Origin of the sequence: Paraglaciecola sp. (assembly GCF_039964565.1) — a bacterium.
Classification (GTDB): Bacteria; Pseudomonadota; Gammaproteobacteria; order Enterobacterales; family Alteromonadaceae; genus Paraglaciecola.
This window is the reverse complement of record NZ_JBDVXF010000030.1, coordinates 135,420-152,146: the sequence shown is the minus strand read 5'-3', so window position 1 is coordinate 152,146 and position 16,727 is coordinate 135,420. Positions and strand designations below refer to the sequence as shown.

Sequence of the window (16,727 nt, the reverse complement as noted above, 5' to 3'; positions counted from 1 at the left end):
GAGTTATTCTAAACAGTTTAAAGGCTAAAGGGTCTCTCTCTTTAGCCTTTGTTTTTTATTGTGAAAAGTTCAGACACTGTCTATGACATTGATAAAAGCACTGTGGTTTAATATTCGAACTTCACCCTTGATTAACACTTTTGAAAAGACAAAAAAATGAATAAACATACAAGAACTGCATTTATGGTGGCACCAATTTTGGCTGTAATTGGATATATTGCTGCAGATTATTATGAAGAAGGCTTAGCTGAGGAAGAGAAAGTGATCCAGTTAGTGCCGGTTGAAAACTGTGATGTTATCAATCAAACGTGTATTCTGCGCTCGGGTGATTTCGAAATAAATGTATTCGACAAAAACAATTTTACAACGGTTAATTCGACGTTTCCGCTAGACAGTGCAACACTATTTCTTGTGGATGAAAATAACCAGTCCACTCCCTATCCTTTAGGCATGATTCAAAGTCCGTATTATTGGCATTCAGAAACGAATTTAAGAAGCTTAATTGGCCACTCTGGACAAAATTACACACTGCGTCTTATCGCCAACATTAAAGGTGGAAGGTATATCTCAGAGTTTCAGACCTATACGAGATAAACTTGCATTAGCAGTGTTATTTTCGGAAACCTAACCGGCGAGTACTTTTACGTGCGCCACCACACTTCTCGCCAGCGCACTGAGCGCATAGCCACCTTCTAACACTGACACTATTTTACCAGTACAGTGTTTTTCAGCCAGAGATTTAAGCTGTTCAGTTATCCAGATATAGTCATCTTCAACTAGACAAAGTTGCCCCATTTCGTCTTCTGCGTGGGAATCAAACCCGGCGGAGATAAAAATGATTTGAGGTTTAAAGTCGTCGATGGCCGTAAACCAATGTTTGACCATCTCACGGTAATCCGCGCCTTTGGTACCAGCCGGAATTGGCACATTAATAATGCCTTCTCGACTAGGTTCGTCGCCGCTAAATGGGTAAAATGGATGCTGAAACGACGAGCAAAATAACACTCGCTTGTCATCTTTTATAATGTCTTGTGTACCATCACCATGATGTACATCAAAATCGACAATAGCAACGCGGTCTAAACCGTATTCTTCTATCGCGTGCATCACACCTACTGCAACATTGTTAAAGATACAAAAACCTGATGATTTGCCGCGGCCTGCATGATGCCCCGGTGGTCGCACAGCACAAAACGCCCTTGTGGTTTTATTTGTCATAACTAAGTCAACCGCATCAACAACTGCTCCAGCAGCATAGAGAGCGGCGTCTAGACTTTTGTCCATCATGATGGTGTCATCGTCTAACCATACTCTTTCACCTTTTTCGCTAGGAGCGCGGTCAAAAACACTCTTAACAAAATCTTTATCGTGAGCACGTTCTAAAGCCGATATTTGCACAGGTTTTGCGTCAGCAAAGTGCAATACATATTCCAACCCAGAAGAAATAAATTGGTCGTTGATTTGGTACATTCTCGCGGGCTGTTCGGGGTGCTCGTTCCCCATATTGTGCAAATTACATTTATGACTAGCTATTACGGTAACTGTCACTTTCGTTCTCCGTTGCTAATATCGTCGGCTTTGGGGTTTAAGTATTTAGTTAGTTCAATTTCACCTGGCTCTGAATTTATTGCGCGCACAAAACCAAATTGCTCAAACACCGAAATCATCGGTAGATTGTTATTTTTCACCAAGGCAAACATCGTCTTAAGCCCGCGTTTTTCGGCAATGTTTATCATAGTTTTTAACAGACGACTCGCCATCCCTTTGCCTTGGTTAGTCTCTCGAGTGACAAACGCTACTTCACATGAGTTTTGCTGTGGGTATAAATAATAGCGCCCGACGGCTTCCAAACGCACCTTAGAGCCGTCTTGACGAACAATGGTCAAGGCAACATCTTTGCTTTGATCAACGCTAACAAGGTCACAGGATTTTTCTCGTGTCATGGGTCCTGGCACAAAGTTATAACGTAAATTTATTGTCTCTTTGGTATGGGAATAAAAGAACTCTTGCAAACGACGTTCGTCCGAAGGGTTTAAAGGTCGCAAATAAAAACGTTGATTTTCAATTTGAATTCGAGAAATCTGCATTTCTCCAAGTTCAGGAATATCGGTTGGCGTTTGTTTTTGGTAATCAGGTACCCAGAATTGTTTACGTATTTGAGCAAGCAGTTCATCTCTAAACTTTGGGTGGGCAACACGAATCAATTCGAGGGCACGCTCCCGAACACTTTTGCCTTGTAAACTCGCAATACCGAACTCAGTTACAACAAAATGAACATTACCTCGAGACGTCACCACACCGGCGCCTTCAGATAAGGTTGCCACAATACGAGAGACTTCACCATTTTTGGCCGTCGAGGGCAAAGCGATGACAGGTTTACCGTTTTTGCTTTTGGAGGCGCCAGTCACAAAATCGACTTGCCCTCCAATACCACTGTAAAATCGGTATCCAATAGAGTCCGCCACCACCTGTCCGCTTAAATCGACCTCAAGTGCACTGTTAATGGCAACCATATTGTCGTTTTTGGCAATATTTGTAGGTTTATTGACATAGGCAGAAGGATAAAACTCAACATGTGGGTTCATGTTGACAAAATCATAGAGTTTTTGGCTACCGAAACAAAAACTCACCACCGTTTTCCCTGGGTGAAAGGTCTTGTACCTGTTGTTTACTATACCGCGCTGAATTAGATCTACCACTCCGTCACTGATCATTTCAGAGTGAATGCCTAAGTTTTTATGCTGATACAAATAACGCGTCACTGCGTCGGGAATTTTACCTATGCCCAATTGTAACGTTGCCCCATCGTCTATTAACATCGCCGAGTATTGACCAATACGATCAATAATTTTGGTTGCTTGTGGCAAGTCAACTTCTGGTAGTTTTTGTTCACATTCGATAAATGCACTAAATTCACTGATGTGTAAAAATGAATGTCCACAGGTCCTGGGCATTAACGGATTAACTTGGGCGATGATATGTTTGGCAGCTCTTGCAGCTGACATTACGACATCAACCGACACTCCCAACGAACAATAACCTAACTCGTCCGGTGGCGAAACCATAATTAAAGCGGCATCGAGTGGTAAAGTATCATCAGTAAACAAACTTGATATTTCTGATAAAAAGCACGGTGTATAGTCGGCACGGCCCTCATCTACCGCTTTTCTAATCAAATTTCCGTGGATAAAAAAAGTATTGATTTTGAACCTTGCGGTATATTCAGGCAAAGCCCATTTGTTATCGGATAATGTACTTATGTGTGTCAGCTCAATATCGTTTAAGCTTTTAGCATCATCAATAAGGCTGTCAATCAACGCATTTGGCACGCCAGCATTCGAGCCAATAAATACGCGATTACCTGAATTGAGTAGGCTATGCCAATCAACTTTTTTTGTGCACTGATATTTGGATAATTGCATATAAACGACTCTAGCAATAAATTTATAGTCACTATCTTACCAATAATAGCGCCCTATTAATTTGATCTAGAGCAGCTAACTTATTTGTTGTGGCTTACAACAAACGAGAGATAAGCGCGAAACGATTTTAAGTGTAGTTTAATCGAGGTTAAAGAGGGTGCAATAGTCACTGAGCAAATGTGTTGTCGCTACAAACTACACCTTTTTTAATTTAATGAGATCCTATCCAGATAACTAAACACTAAACAGCCTTTAGTTTCCCTTTGCAACAACAAAAGTCAATGAGACCAAGGTCTTACTAAGAAAGACCATAAAGCTGTGGTAGAGTCACGTAATCTATTTTTCGATTGTTGAAAGGATAAGTATGGCATTTGGGTGGGTCGTACTGGCGATAGTCTATTTGGCGTGTTTGTTTTGGTTGGCGCAATGGGGTGACAGTCACTCTGCTAAGGCCAAAAAACTGACATCTCATCCGGCTATTTATTCGTTAGCTTTGGCGATTTATTGCACGGCTTGGACGTTTTTTGGGTCTGTTGGGGAAGCAACGAGAAATACTTGGAGTTATCTGCCAATTTTACTAGGTCCAATTTTATTGTACTTATTTGGCTATCGTTTTTTATTAAAACTAACACAAGTCAGTAAAAAACAGCATATTACCACCATTGCAGACTTTATCTCTTCACGATACGGCAAGAGGCAAACCGTCGCCCTACTGGTTACCATTATTGCTTTACTCGCCACTATTCCGTATATCGCATTGCAACTCAAAGCCATAGGTTCGGCATTTGTACTGGTATCTGGACAAAAAGACACCAATAGCGTGGTGCTAGGTGCGACCTTGTTTATTGCCTTATTTTCCATTTATTTTGGCACTAAGCGGCCTGATGTAACAGAATATCGGCGCGGTTTAATACTCGCAATTTCGTTCGAATCGATCATAAAGCTCGCAGCTTTGATTGGAGTAGCGCTTTATGGATATTACTGGTGGGAACAACAAAACAGTGGTTTTCTGTTGGCGACATTTACGAGTTATGAAGCGTTAGACAACTTTCAATCTACAACTTTTTGGGCACAAACTTTGATGGCTGCTGCTGCGGTCATTTGCCTACCCCGTCAATTCCATGTTGCTGTCATCGATAACCTCAGCCTAAGCCATTTAAAAACGGCTCGATGGTTGTTTCCAATTTATCTAACAGCTATTGCAGTAGTCATCCCAGTTATTGCAATTGCAGGTAAGGCAATGTTAGGGGCCAGTGGCAATGAGCCAGACACCTACGTACTTGGCTTAGCTATCATGTCAGAATCATTGTTATTAAAAATGTTGGTTTTTATAGGTGGATTATCAGCCGCAACCGCGATGATAGTGGTGGCCACATTGACCTTGAGTACCATGTTGACTAATGACGTGATTTTGCCCAAGTTCTTGGCAGCACGCGACCACCAACAACCCAGTGTCGATTTCACTCGCACTATTCTACTTATCCGCCGTATTGTTATCGGTATGTTGTTATTACTGGCTTTCATTTATCAACAGCAAATGACCAACAGTCGTTCCCTTGCATCAATTGGTTTTATTGCATTTTCTTTAGTAATCCAGTTATTACCAGCAATTGTAGGAGGGTTATATTGGAAACGAGGTCATGCTCATGGTGTATACGCGGGACTTATTGTGGGGGTATTCGTTTGGGTGTTGTGGTTGATTTTACCGATAATTAACGACAGTCCCGACATGATACTGCAAAGCACAACGATCAGCGAAGGAGCGATTTTAAGTTTACTAGCGAACATCTTCGCATATGTAGTCTTCTCTATGTTTTCACAAACTCGTTTGATTGATCGGATTCAGGCAGAGGCTTATGTCACCTCCGTTGACACTAGGGATGGGCACAACGAAAAGTATCCATTAAACACTACCGTGCAAGATTTGATCACCATGTTATCCACGTTTTTAGGTGAAGGTCGCTGCCAAATGTTAGTTCAGGAATATCAACAACGCCAAGGTGTGACGCTTACTTTGACAGACAGACCACTGAAAGACTTTGTGATTTTCAGTGAACGTGCGCTAGGTGGAGTCATAGGCGCTTCGAGTGCAAAAGCCTTGGTGGATAGTGCGTTAAGTGGTAAACGCCTCAACTTTGAAGAAGTTGTGAACTTTTTTGATGAAACCACCCAAGCGATCCAATTTAATATCAGTGCCTTATTTACCTCTTTGGAAAGTCTTGAACAAGGTATCAGCGTAATTGATAAAAACCTTAATTTAGTCGCTTGGAATAAAAGTTATATTGATTTATTCAATTACCCCGAAAATTTGGTCGCCGTTGGCACTCCTATCGAGACCTTAATCCGTTATAACGCCGAAAATGGTGATTGCGGTGTAGGAAACGTCGACACCTTAGTTCAAAAACGTCTTGACCACATGCGCAGCGGTACCAGTCATAAATTTTTAAGGCAACGCAGCGATGGACGGGTAATTGAAATGGTTGGTAACCCTTTACCTGGTGGTGGTTTTGTGACCAGTTTTAACGACGTCACACAACATATAGAAATTCAAAAAGCTCTCAAAGAAGCCAATATTGATCTGCAAAATCGTATCCAAAAACGCTCCGAAGAAGTGCAAACCATCAATGCCGAACTACATCTGGAAATTCAACGCCGCGGTGAAGCAGAAAAGGAGCTAGTTAGTGCTCGAAAAACTGCTGAGGAAGCTAACTCAAATAAAACTCATCTCCTTGCCCTTGCCAGCCATGATATTTTGCAACCACTCAATGCAGCAAAGCTTTATTTGAGTGCATTGCAAGAAGCGACTCTGGAAACAAATACCGGCCAAATAGTACAAAAATTAGGTGATAGCCTTAACGCCAGCGAAGCCTTAATTGCCACCTTGTTAGATATTGCCCGGTTAGACCAAGGGGATATGAAACCACGTTATAGCGCAGTATCTATAAAAGCGTTAGTCACACCTTTGATAGGTGAACTCACTATGCAAGCCGAAGAAAAAGGTTTGCTATTAACGTGCAAAATACAAGACCTATGGGTTAAGACTGACCGCACTTATTTGTATAGAATTTTGCAAAACTTGTTATCTAACGCAATTAAATATACGCCCCAAGGACGAGTGTTACTGAGTGTACGAAAAAGAAAAACCAAAGTGTTATTGCAAATTTGGGATACGGGTACAGGCATTCATCAGGAGGAACTAAAAAACATTTTTGGTGATTTTTATCGTTCAGGGGATCACAGTCAACATGGTGTCGGCTTAGGGTTAGGAGTAGTAGCTCGTCTTAGTCAACAATTAAGTACACAGGTACAAGTGCGCTCTATTCTCGGGAGAGGAAGTTGTTTTTCAATCGAATTGCCAAGCTGTAGCGAACAGAAGTCTTTAGGTCTAGACAAGGTAAGTACGAATAAAGTGGGATTGGCTGCTCTACGGGTCTTATGCGTCGATGATAAACAAGAAAATCTTGACGCCATGTTGACTTTATTAGCCAAATGGCAAGTGCATGTCACAACAGCCCTTACTCCTCACGAAGCAATGGCACAGCTCAAACTTAGTGAGCCACAAGTAGTTTTAATGGATTATCATTTAGAAAGTGAAGAAAACGGACTGCAACTTATTGCCAAAATGCGTAAGTTTCTTGGCTACCCGATCCCCGCTATTTTGGTCACTGCCAATCAAGATGACGAAGTTGTCACTGAAGCTTTTAATGCAAATTGCAGTTATTTAAGTAAACCCCTGAAACCAGCTAAACTCAGAGCCCTACTTCAGGCGGTGCAAGCTGAAGGCGTGAGGCGATAAGCACGGCTTGAGTGCGGTTGTTAATATGGAGCTTCTTAAAAATGGCTGTAACGTGTGCTTTGACAGTTGCCGTCGCAATATCCAAATTATAACCAATTTGTTTGTTCAAAAGCCCATCACGCATATAACACAAGACCTTATATTGTGCAGGAGTAAGACTAGCCACTTTAAGGGCTAACTCAGCGAATTCATTGTCTAATTCAACGTCATCAGTGGCATAGCTTTCCGGTAACCACAGGTCTCCCTCGAGCATACTGGTCACTGCCAATGCAATTTGTGAGGCACTTGTGGTTTTTGGCACAAACCCCATTGCGCCTAAATTGATGACTTTTGAGATAATGTCTGGGTCGTCCAGACCGGATATCACTGCGACGGGTAATTCAGGAAAAATTTTACGAATATGTATCAATCCGAAAAGATCACCACTACCTGGCATATGCAGGTCAAGTAATAATAAATCGATATGATTATTTTGATGCAGCATCTCGACCGTTTCGTGTAAGTCGGCAGCCTCAAGCAACGTAAGTTGCTTGAAACTGTTTATTAATGCTCCTCGTATAGCGTCTCGATATAATGGATGATCATCTGCAATTAGCAAGGTTGCCATATTGTTACTTTGTTGTTATTTGTTTGCTCTATGTGCAATGAGTGTATCAACAACTGAAGGGTCTGCCAATGTAGACGTGTCTCCCAACTGATCATATTCGTTGGCAGCAATTTTACGCAAAATTCTACGCATTATTTTGCCAGATCGTGTTTTCGGTAACGCTTGAGTCCATTGAATTAAATCTGGCGTGGCAATTGGACTCAGTTCTTTTCGAATCCAATTCTTCACATCTTTAGTTAACGTGTCATCACACACTACGCCTTCAATTGGCGTGACATAAACGTAAATCCCTTGACCCTTTATATCATGTGGGTAGCCAACCACAGCGGCCTCTGCAATGGCTGGGTGCGAGACTAACGCACTTTCAATTTCGGCTGTGCCGAGACGATGGCCTGAAACATTCAACACATCATCTACTCGCCCTGTTATCCAAAAGTAACTATCTTCATCTCGCCTCGCTCCATCCCCAGTAAAATAGTTACCCTTGTAGGTTGTAAAATAAGTTTGCACAAAGCGTTCGTGATCACCATAAACGGTGCGCGCTTGAGCAGGCCAACTGTCTTTAATAATCAAGTTACCTTCAGTTGCACCTTCAAGCTCATTACCTTCACTATCAACTAATGCGGGTTGAATTCCGAATAAAGGCCGTGTAGCTGAGCCCGGTTTTAAAGGTGTAATGCTAGGCAATGGCGAAATCATCATCCCACCAGTTTCAGTTTGCCACCAGGTATCTACAATGGGGCAACGTGCTTTACCCACTTTTTCGTGATACCAGCTCCAAGCTTCTGGATTAATCGGTTCGCCGACAGATCCAAGTAGACGTAATGATTCTCCGCTGAACCCCTCTACCGCACGATCACCTTGTGCCATTAGTGCTCGAATTGCAGTTGGAGCGGTGTACAAAATTTCAATTTTATGTTTGTCGACCACTTGTCCAATCCGGCGAACATCTGGATAAGTAGGTACACCTTCAAACAACACTGTTGTGGCTCCATTTGCCAATGGACCGTAAACCATGTAACTGTGACCAGTTATCCACCCCACATCAGCCGCACACCAAAACACTTCATCTTTTTGATAATCGAATACATATTCGTGAGTCATGGCAACATATAACAGATAACCACCTGTAGTGTGCACCACACCTTTAGGTTGACCGGTAGAACCTGATGTATACAAAATAAATAAAGGGTCTTCGGCATTCATGACTTCTGGTTCGCATTCAGCTGGACAATCTGCAACCAGCTCATGCCACCATAAATCTTTTGAATGCCAATCTACGTCTAGACCAACGTGTTTAAACACTACAACCTGTTCCAAAGTCGCGCACTCATGCTCTGCAAGTGCGATATCTACATTGGCTTTTAATGGCACAGTTTTACCCGCTCGCAAACCTTGGTCAGCGGTTATTATGACTTTCGCACCACAGTTTTCGATACGATCTGCGATAGCGTTTGGTGAGAAACCACCAAAGATGACCGAATGCACTGCGCCAATTCTCGCGCAAGCGAGCATCGCATAGGCAGCTTGAGGGACCATAGGCATGTATATCGCCACTCTGTCGCCCTTGACGACGCCTAATTTTTTTAATCCATTTGCGAGCTTTGCTACTTCGTCGTGTAAACGTTGATAGCTAATTAAATCGTCAGACTGAGGATCGTCTCCTTCCCAGATAATAGCGGTAACATCACCACGTTCTGCCAAGTGCCTATCTATACAGTTATAAGAAACGTTGAGCTCACCATCCTCAAACCATTTAATGGATAAATTATTCGGATCGAAAGAGGTATTTTTAATAACACTGGGAGTTTTGTACCAGTCCAATCTTTTGGCTTGTTCCGCCCAAAATATATCAGGAGACTCGACTGACTGCTTATAAAGCTCAAGATAACGTTGCTCGGTTAAATGGCTATTTTCTTTTGCCTGCTCAGGCACCGGATATACTTCATCTACCATGTTTACACTCCATACTCTGTAAAAATTTCATCTAGATACTTTATTCTCCTCTGAAAACTTAGAAATAAGACTTTGGTCTTAAGAGGTATATTTTCTGATTCATTTTTTGTGCGACCTTGGTCTTATAGACCATGAGCTTATATAAAATTTGATAATTGTGGTCCAGAGTTTACAAAGTTTTAACACTCTGGGACAGACATATGAATAACATTATAAAGAAAACCTCAGCACTTAGTATATTGCTTATGGGTACAAGCCTCATTAGTTTAATGGCAAATGCCGATCCGCTAGAAATAGACTTCAAAAACGGCGACAAAATAAAGTTTGGTGGCTACTTAAAAGCAGACGCCCGTTATGTAAATGGCGATTTAAATTATCAGGATTATTGGATTGGTAATAATCCTGGAGCAGTCGAGACCTCCAAACTCGGTTTAAATATCAAAGAAAGTCGATTTAATATTTCTTATGTACATGGCGACTGGACTGGCTTTGTTGAAATGGATTTTTATGGCGGAGGTGGTAACGAAATCATCAGTAATTCAGTCAACCCGCGCTTGCGCCATGGTTTTGTCAAAAATAAAAACTGGTTAATAGGCCAAACATGGTCAACGTTCATGCCGCTCGCCGCATTACTTGAAACTTTGGATTTTGGTGGACCAATGGTCGCCGAAGTATTCATTAGGCAAGTTCAAATTCGCTACTCCATAGGAAATTGGCAGTTTGCGCTAGAAAACTCACAAACATATGGAGACAGTGATGGCAACGGTGGCTCCGGTAATGTTGGTGTAACAGGCAGCAATAATGACCCCGATAGTAAGCTCCCAGATTTTGTGGCCAGATATAACTTTAAAGGTGATTGGGGCCAAGCCAGCATCGCAGGATTGTTAAGAAAAGTTGACCAAGGCGGGATTGATGCCACTGCAACGGCGCTAAGTCTTTCCGGTAAGATCAACGCTATTGGAAATGACGATATTCGTTTTCAAGTAACCTTAGGTGAGTCGGGCCGTTATGCAGGAATAACCTTAGCCACGGATATCGTGGTTGACCCAATAACTGACGAAACAAAAGCAGAAGAGACAACTGCTTGGTATCTAGGTTACAGAAGAATGTGGAGCGATACCTATCGTAGTACTATATTTTACGGCAATGGCGAAACCGATATTCTTGGACATGACCGTTCTCACTACGCAATCAACCTTATTAAGCAGTATACCCCTAACATGATTATTGGTGTTGAACTTGGCAAATATGTGGTTGATGACGCGGGTTTGGATCTAGATTCTACTTACTTACAAACATCGGTGAAGTTTACTTTATAAGATAAATAAATCTATCAACTTATAAATGATAGGCTCGCGAATCAGTAGTAATAATTGCACTAATAAAAAAGGAGCCGATTGGCTCCTTTTTTAATAGTTAACTACAAATCAACTTCTATTCGTTTCCTTCGGCCGCTTCTGGCGCCGCTGGTTTTTCAGTCAAGTCTTTGATACTCAAACGTACACGGTTTTGACGGTCGATTTCAACAACCTTAACGTCAATGATTTGACCTTCTTCTAAGAAGTCAGATACCTTGTTAACACGTTCGTGAGCGATTTGTGAAATATGAACTAAACCTTCTTTACCAGGTAAAATTTCAACGAAGGCACCAAAGTCGACTATGCGTGTCACTTTACCCGAATAGGTTTTACCCGATTCAACTTCTGCAGTGACTTGCTCAATTTTTGAAATGGCGATTTGAGCTTTAGCTAACTCAGTCGCAAAAATCTTGATAGTACCATCATCTTCGATTTCGATATTACACTCAGACTCTTCAGTAATAGCACGGATCATCGCACCACCTTTACCGATTACGTCACGGATTTTTTCTTTATCAACCTGCATTTTGTAGATGCGAGGAGCGAACTCAGACATCTCTTCACGGTGACCAGAAATCGCTTGATCCATTACACCAAGAATATGCAAACGGGCTTCTTTTGCTTGTTTCAAAGCAACCTGCATGATTTCTTTAGTGATACCTTCGATTTTGATATCCATTTGTAGTGCAGTAATACCACCAGTCGTGCCGGCTACTTTAAAGTCCATGTCACCTAAGTGATCTTCATCACCTAAGATGTCAGACAATACTACGAAGTTTTCATCACTTTTCACTAGACCCATTGCAATACCAGCAACAGAAGCCTTAATGGGTACACCCGCGTCCATCAATGCTAGAGAAGTACCACAAACAGAAGCCATTGAAGACGAACCATTTGATTCTGTGATTTCAGATACCACGCGTACTACATACGGGAATTCTTTTTCAGTCGGCATAACCGCTTGAATACCACGTTTTGCTAAACGGCCGTGGCCAATTTCGCGACGCTTAGGCGAGCCAACAAAACCCGTTTCGCCTACACAGTATGGAGGGAAGTTATAGTGAAGCATGAAGCGGCTGTCTTCTTTACCGTTTAAGCCGTCAATCATTTGTGCATCACGCTCTGTACCTAAAGTAGCGGCAACGATAGCTTGGGTTTCACCACGCGTGAACAAAGCTGAACCATGAGTACGAGGTAACAAGCCTGTAGCAACATTAAGCGCACGGATCATCGCAGGATCACGACCGTCGATACGCGGCTGACCAGCAAGAATGCGTGAACGTACTACATCACTTTCTAATTCGTGAACTAACTCAGACACTTCTTTAGCATCTTGAGCTTCGTCTTCAGCCACAATCGCTTCAACCGTACTGTTAGTTAGCGCAGTGATGGCGTCTTTTCGCTCCATCTTGTCAGAGATTTGGTAAGCTTCGGTAATACCCGCTTCAGCCAAGGTTTTTACTTTGTCTTTCAAAGACGTATTTTCTGGCTCTGGCTGCCAATCCCACTTAGGTGTATTCACCTCAGCGGCAAATTCGCTGATTGCACCAATTACAGTTTGTAATTGTTCGTGACCGTACATTACCGCACCAAGCATCACTTCTTCAGACAAAATGTCAGCTTCAGATTCAACCATCAGTACTGCGTTTTCAGTACCAGCAACGACTAAGTCAAGTTGGCTTGCTTCTAATTCAGAAGTGCGAGTGTTTAATACGTATTGCTCGTCTGTGTAACCCACACGGGCTGCACCTACAGGGCCATTAAAAGGCATACCTGAAATAGCAAGCGCTGCTGAGGTACCAATAAGAGAAATAATGTCGGTAGGGATTTCTGGGTTAGCAGACACTACAGTCACAATAATTTGTACTTCGTTCATAAACCCATCAGGGAATAAAGGACGAATTGGACGATCGATTAAACGAGAAGTAAGGGTTTCGTACTCAGAAGGTCGACCTTCACGCTTGAAAAAACCACCAGGAATTTTACCTGCAGCGTAAGTTTTTTCTTGATAATTAACCGTTAATGGGAAGAAGTCTTGACCTGGCTTGGTATCTTTTTTACCAACAACAGACACTAGTACACAAGTGTCATCCATGCTTGCCATAACAGCGGCCGTGGCTTGACGAGCAATCACGCCCGTTTCTAGAGTAACAGTATGCTGACCATACTGAAAAGTTTTAGTAATAGGAGTCATTTTTTTCCTTTATATAATTTAAAATTGCCCCTCTTAGGACAATACACTTTTTGCTTTCTTTATATCGCTTTCAAATGCGGCGCATAGTGTATACCCAAATCCGTTAAAAATACACTTTTCAGACTGAAATTTAAGGGATATCGCTAAGCTAAAAAATTGTTAATGAATGTTAGATTGTAAAATTACAAATTGAGCTCAATCGCCCCGCCAGTAAACCTATAAACCGCTGCAATCATTTGTTCAAACTATACTAATTATCATTCGACCACTGTCGGGATTGTTGAGCTAAAATAAATATTAATTTTTTATGAAAAATTTCCGTTGTTTTACTTATACTGCTAGAGGGGTTAACTTGGCTAGCTGTTGCGGGTTTAGCAGATTCAACTTAGTCTATTGTGTTAAGAATAAGTTGCGTTGCCAATCCAATATTTAATGATAATTCTGGAAAAATATAGCCAAAACCCTATATGTCTGACGACCTTGTATTAAAAATGGAGCAAAGCTTAAAAAGCTATTTTAGGAGAATTTAATGACCAAGTTAGTGACAGCCAAAGAAGGGGAGAGTTTATGCAGTATTGCAATGGAACATGGCTTTAAAAACTGTGACACTTTGCGTGCTGAGGCAAAAAATTCAGATTTTCTGAAACGACCATTAAAAAAGGGGGATTCTGTTACTGTCCCAGATATAACCACCAAAACTCATCCTAGCGCCACTGAAAGCAAACACCAATTTAAACGTTACGGTCACCCTACTCCTAAAATTCGTTTTGTTCACGGTTCAGCAAATGCCCCCTATTTAGATGACCTGACTCTTAGTCATATTGATATAAGTAACTATCGTACCAACAAGGGAGGAAGTAATGGTACTAGCGCTTTTCCGGCGGGTTTTGGTTTTCATGCTGCTGGCGATGCTGATCCAGATACCTTTAAAGTAGAAGTGTGTGATTTAGAGAAACCAGGAACCGTAGATGTCGTTTTGACAGCGCTAAAGCCTAGTGTAGTGGGAGGAATTACCAGCCATATTAATTTTAAGGGGGCTGAAGCGACAAAGAGAAAACTTGAAGTCACATGTGATCCTGTAAGTGGAGGAAATCCTCATATTTTTCGTTCAGCCTATCTGCGGATTGTTTCAGACGAAGCAGATAAAAATACCGTTCCAGACCAAACGCTGTTAGTGACTGACACAGCTGATGGAAAAGGGACAGAGGCAGATAGCGTCGACATATTAGACCAAAGAATAAGGGCATCTGTACAGCTCAAATCTTGTGAAGCTGCAGACCCACATAAATGTGCAACGGTTACAGAACTCCCAGTAGGAAATAATAAAAAGCGTCTAAAATTATGCTTACACGCTTTTCGACAAGTACCCGGCGATGACACCTCTATTGTTGGTGGGATTACGGAAGAAATGCTGCGTTTACGTACAATGAAATGGTTTCGGCGAGCTTACGCACAGGCAAACTTGGCCCCAAAACTGGTTGCTCCTGAAGTTGAGTTTGTTGACCCTCCCGCCCCTAACATGTTGGTTATTTGTCAGGATCATGGAAGAACAGCAAGTGGTAGCGATGCATCCTCTAATGCCTCAACCTTGTCTTTTAAATTGGGCACTCCGCCAGGCTCTGGCTTGGTTGGCTCTATTTTGTCTATACTCAGAACAGCAACAGATCCAGAAGTGAAAGTCACCTTAACCGCGGGAATGACGCCGCTACAAATCAGTCAAGCGATAGTTGCAGCGTTACCTTCAGAGTTTGGAGCACAAGTAGCCGAAAATGCCCGTGCTTTTAATGCGGCAACGGCATCAGCCGATATTATTATAACTGCAAATGATGGCCATAGAGTTGTCATCTACAATGAATCAACTACGGATACGCGAGTGACCATAGATGTAGCAAGAGTTAACATTAATAGCGTAATTTCACGAGATACCAATGGAGCCGTAATCCCTACTACTATAGATTTCAGGCGTATTTTGAGATCTGTTACTGGAACGGATGATAGATTAGACTGTTTTGTCGTGGGAGGTTTTGATAGAGCAGGATTACGAGGCCGAGCTTTTGTTCCTGCTAGTGATTTAAATGCAGCGTTTCGACCGGCTGTATCGTTAAGATGGGCCGCTATAATGGGAGCGACATCATCTAGTGGAGCAGTAATGGATGGCTCTGATAACTTACCCTTCACATTTCCGCATGAAGCAGGGCATGTTCTTTGTGATGCTTTCCACACTGACAATGCCGATGCAAATGGTCCTTCTGAATTAATGTCTGGAACAGGGACATCACAAACCAACACGGTAGATGCCACAAAACGGATATGTGGCGGGGCGTATACCGTGCGCTACGCATTTTTTGATCCCGCACAGAACAATGATGGTGACGCAATTTTCGGGCGTATTGACGCAGTAGATCGTTTTAGAACTCGCGGTGCAAACGTAATAGAGGATTGGTAAGATGGATTTAACTACACTTAGTGATGTGCGACATAGAGAAGAAGATGCAAATCGCCTACTTGGAGAATATATTTATGGCGGTATCTATACCCCCCCTTTAGTGCCAAGGGGAATTGCCCTTGAAGATATTGGTGAGTATATCGCAGCGAACCTGAAGACTGACGACAGTGCAACGGCATATAGAAATACTCTTGAAGTCATGAAGTTCTATGAAAAATCAGACATATTAGATGTCTTACTTAGGGTAATTAAACTAGAAATACGCACAGCCGAAGATATTGCACGTGCCGCTTACGTAATTCAAGCCACAGCCGAATTTGGTTCTACAGATATTATTGAAAAAGCGAATAATTATTTTGATGAGGTACTTGTAGAGCATTCTCAAGCATTAGATGTGTTACCTACACTGTTAGAAACTAAAGTCGTTTTAGCACCAAATGGAAATCTGCACAATTTAGAAAACAGAATTAATTCAGAAGTAAAAAAAGCGGAATTGGCGATTAGCAATGAAAACACTTTGGCTTACTATGATAAATTATCCGCTATTCAACGAAACACGTTACCTCGAACAAAACATGCTCTGCAGCGTAAAACAGATATCTTGGCGATGGAAAAAGCTGAACAACAATCAGAATTGATCGCCGTATATTTGGGGCAAGCAGATATCAGTGATTTTTATTCAGAAACCTGGGCAGCTAGATTACTGCGCTTTGATCATATTAATGAACTCAGTACCCCAATTATCGAACAACTCTTTAACGTATTACACAACACGACAATAAAAGATCCTATCAGCAGTTTTGTGTATGAAAGAGCTGCGCGAGCAATTATCTATTTAGAGGCCGAATTGGACAGTGTACAAAAACAAAAGTTTGATGAAATTGAAAAGGCCGGAGCCCATTTTTTAAGTGATAACGCCACCATTTGAATGATACTTTTAAATTAAAC

At 41.9% G+C, this 16,727-nt stretch carries 10 protein-coding genes; 5 read left to right on the top strand and 5 right to left on the bottom strand.

Going from position 1 to position 16,727, the window contains the following annotated elements; translation table 11 throughout:
* The first annotated feature begins 156 nt into the window (after nt 1-156).
* Nucleotides 157-594, top strand: coding sequence for a hypothetical protein (locus tag ABJK37_RS13915; protein WP_348354897.1), 438 nt, complete (start codon nt 157-159; stop codon nt 592-594).
* A 30-nt stretch (nt 595-624) separates the two neighbouring features.
* Here the strand turns inward: ABJK37_RS13915 and ABJK37_RS13910 are convergent, their stop codons facing one another.
* Together ABJK37_RS13910 and ABJK37_RS13905 are read right to left on the bottom strand one after the other, a co-directional pair.
* Nucleotides 625-1,548 (bottom strand): histone deacetylase family protein, encoded by a 924-nt coding sequence (locus ABJK37_RS13910; protein WP_348354894.1) that lies wholly within the window; start codon nt 1,546-1,548, stop codon nt 625-627.
* Nucleotides 1,545-3,422, bottom strand: coding sequence for a GNAT family N-acetyltransferase (locus ABJK37_RS13905; RefSeq protein WP_348354891.1), 1,878 nt, complete (start codon nt 3,420-3,422; stop codon nt 1,545-1,547). Before ABJK37_RS13905 ends, ABJK37_RS13910 begins: the two co-directional genes overlap by 4 nt.
* A gap of 364 nt (nt 3,423-3,786) precedes the next feature.
* Between ABJK37_RS13905 and ABJK37_RS13900 the strand changes: the two genes are divergently transcribed.
* Nucleotides 3,787-7,218, top strand: a complete 3,432-nt coding sequence (locus tag ABJK37_RS13900) for a PAS-domain containing protein (RefSeq protein ID WP_348354888.1) — start codon at nt 3,787-3,789, stop codon at nt 7,216-7,218.
* On the opposite strand, the gene ABJK37_RS13895 is transcribed toward ABJK37_RS13900, so the two are convergent.
* Together ABJK37_RS13895 and acs are read right to left on the bottom strand one after the other, a co-directional pair.
* The gene (locus tag ABJK37_RS13895; protein ID WP_348354885.1) at nt 7,172-7,825 is read right to left on the bottom strand and encodes a response regulator transcription factor; all 654 of its coding nucleotides are present in this window, start codon (nt 7,823-7,825) and stop codon (nt 7,172-7,174) included. The genes ABJK37_RS13900 and ABJK37_RS13895 overlap by 47 nt on opposite strands.
* Before the next feature lie 15 nt (nt 7,826-7,840).
* Nucleotides 7,841-9,781: an acetate--CoA ligase gene (gene acs / locus ABJK37_RS13890; RefSeq protein WP_348354882.1), complete on the bottom strand. Its 1,941-nt coding sequence runs from the start codon at nt 9,779-9,781 to the stop codon at nt 7,841-7,843.
* A 200-nt stretch (nt 9,782-9,981) separates the two neighbouring features.
* Here acs and ABJK37_RS13885 point away from each other — a divergent pair, with 200 nt between their 5' ends.
* Nucleotides 9,982-11,100: a DcaP family trimeric outer membrane transporter gene (locus tag ABJK37_RS13885; protein ID WP_348354879.1), complete on the top strand. Its 1,119-nt coding sequence runs from the start codon at nt 9,982-9,984 to the stop codon at nt 11,098-11,100.
* A gap of 115 nt (nt 11,101-11,215) precedes the next feature.
* Here ABJK37_RS13885 and pnp read toward each other — a convergent pair whose 3' ends face one another.
* Nucleotides 11,216-13,333: a polyribonucleotide nucleotidyltransferase gene (gene pnp / locus ABJK37_RS13880; protein WP_348354876.1), complete on the bottom strand. Its 2,118-nt coding sequence runs from the start codon at nt 13,331-13,333 to the stop codon at nt 11,216-11,218.
* A 529-nt stretch (nt 13,334-13,862) separates the two neighbouring features.
* Between pnp and ABJK37_RS13875 the strand changes: the two genes are divergently transcribed.
* Together ABJK37_RS13875 and ABJK37_RS13870 are read left to right on the top strand one after the other, a co-directional pair.
* Nucleotides 13,863-15,779: a hypothetical protein gene (locus ABJK37_RS13875; RefSeq protein ID WP_348354873.1), complete on the top strand. Its 1,917-nt coding sequence runs from the start codon at nt 13,863-13,865 to the stop codon at nt 15,777-15,779.
* A 1-nt stretch (nt 15,780) separates the two neighbouring features.
* Entirely contained in the window at nt 15,781-16,707 is a 927-nt protein-coding gene (locus ABJK37_RS13870) for a hypothetical protein (protein ID WP_348354870.1), read from the top strand.
* Nucleotides 16,708-16,727: the final 20 nt, after the last annotated feature.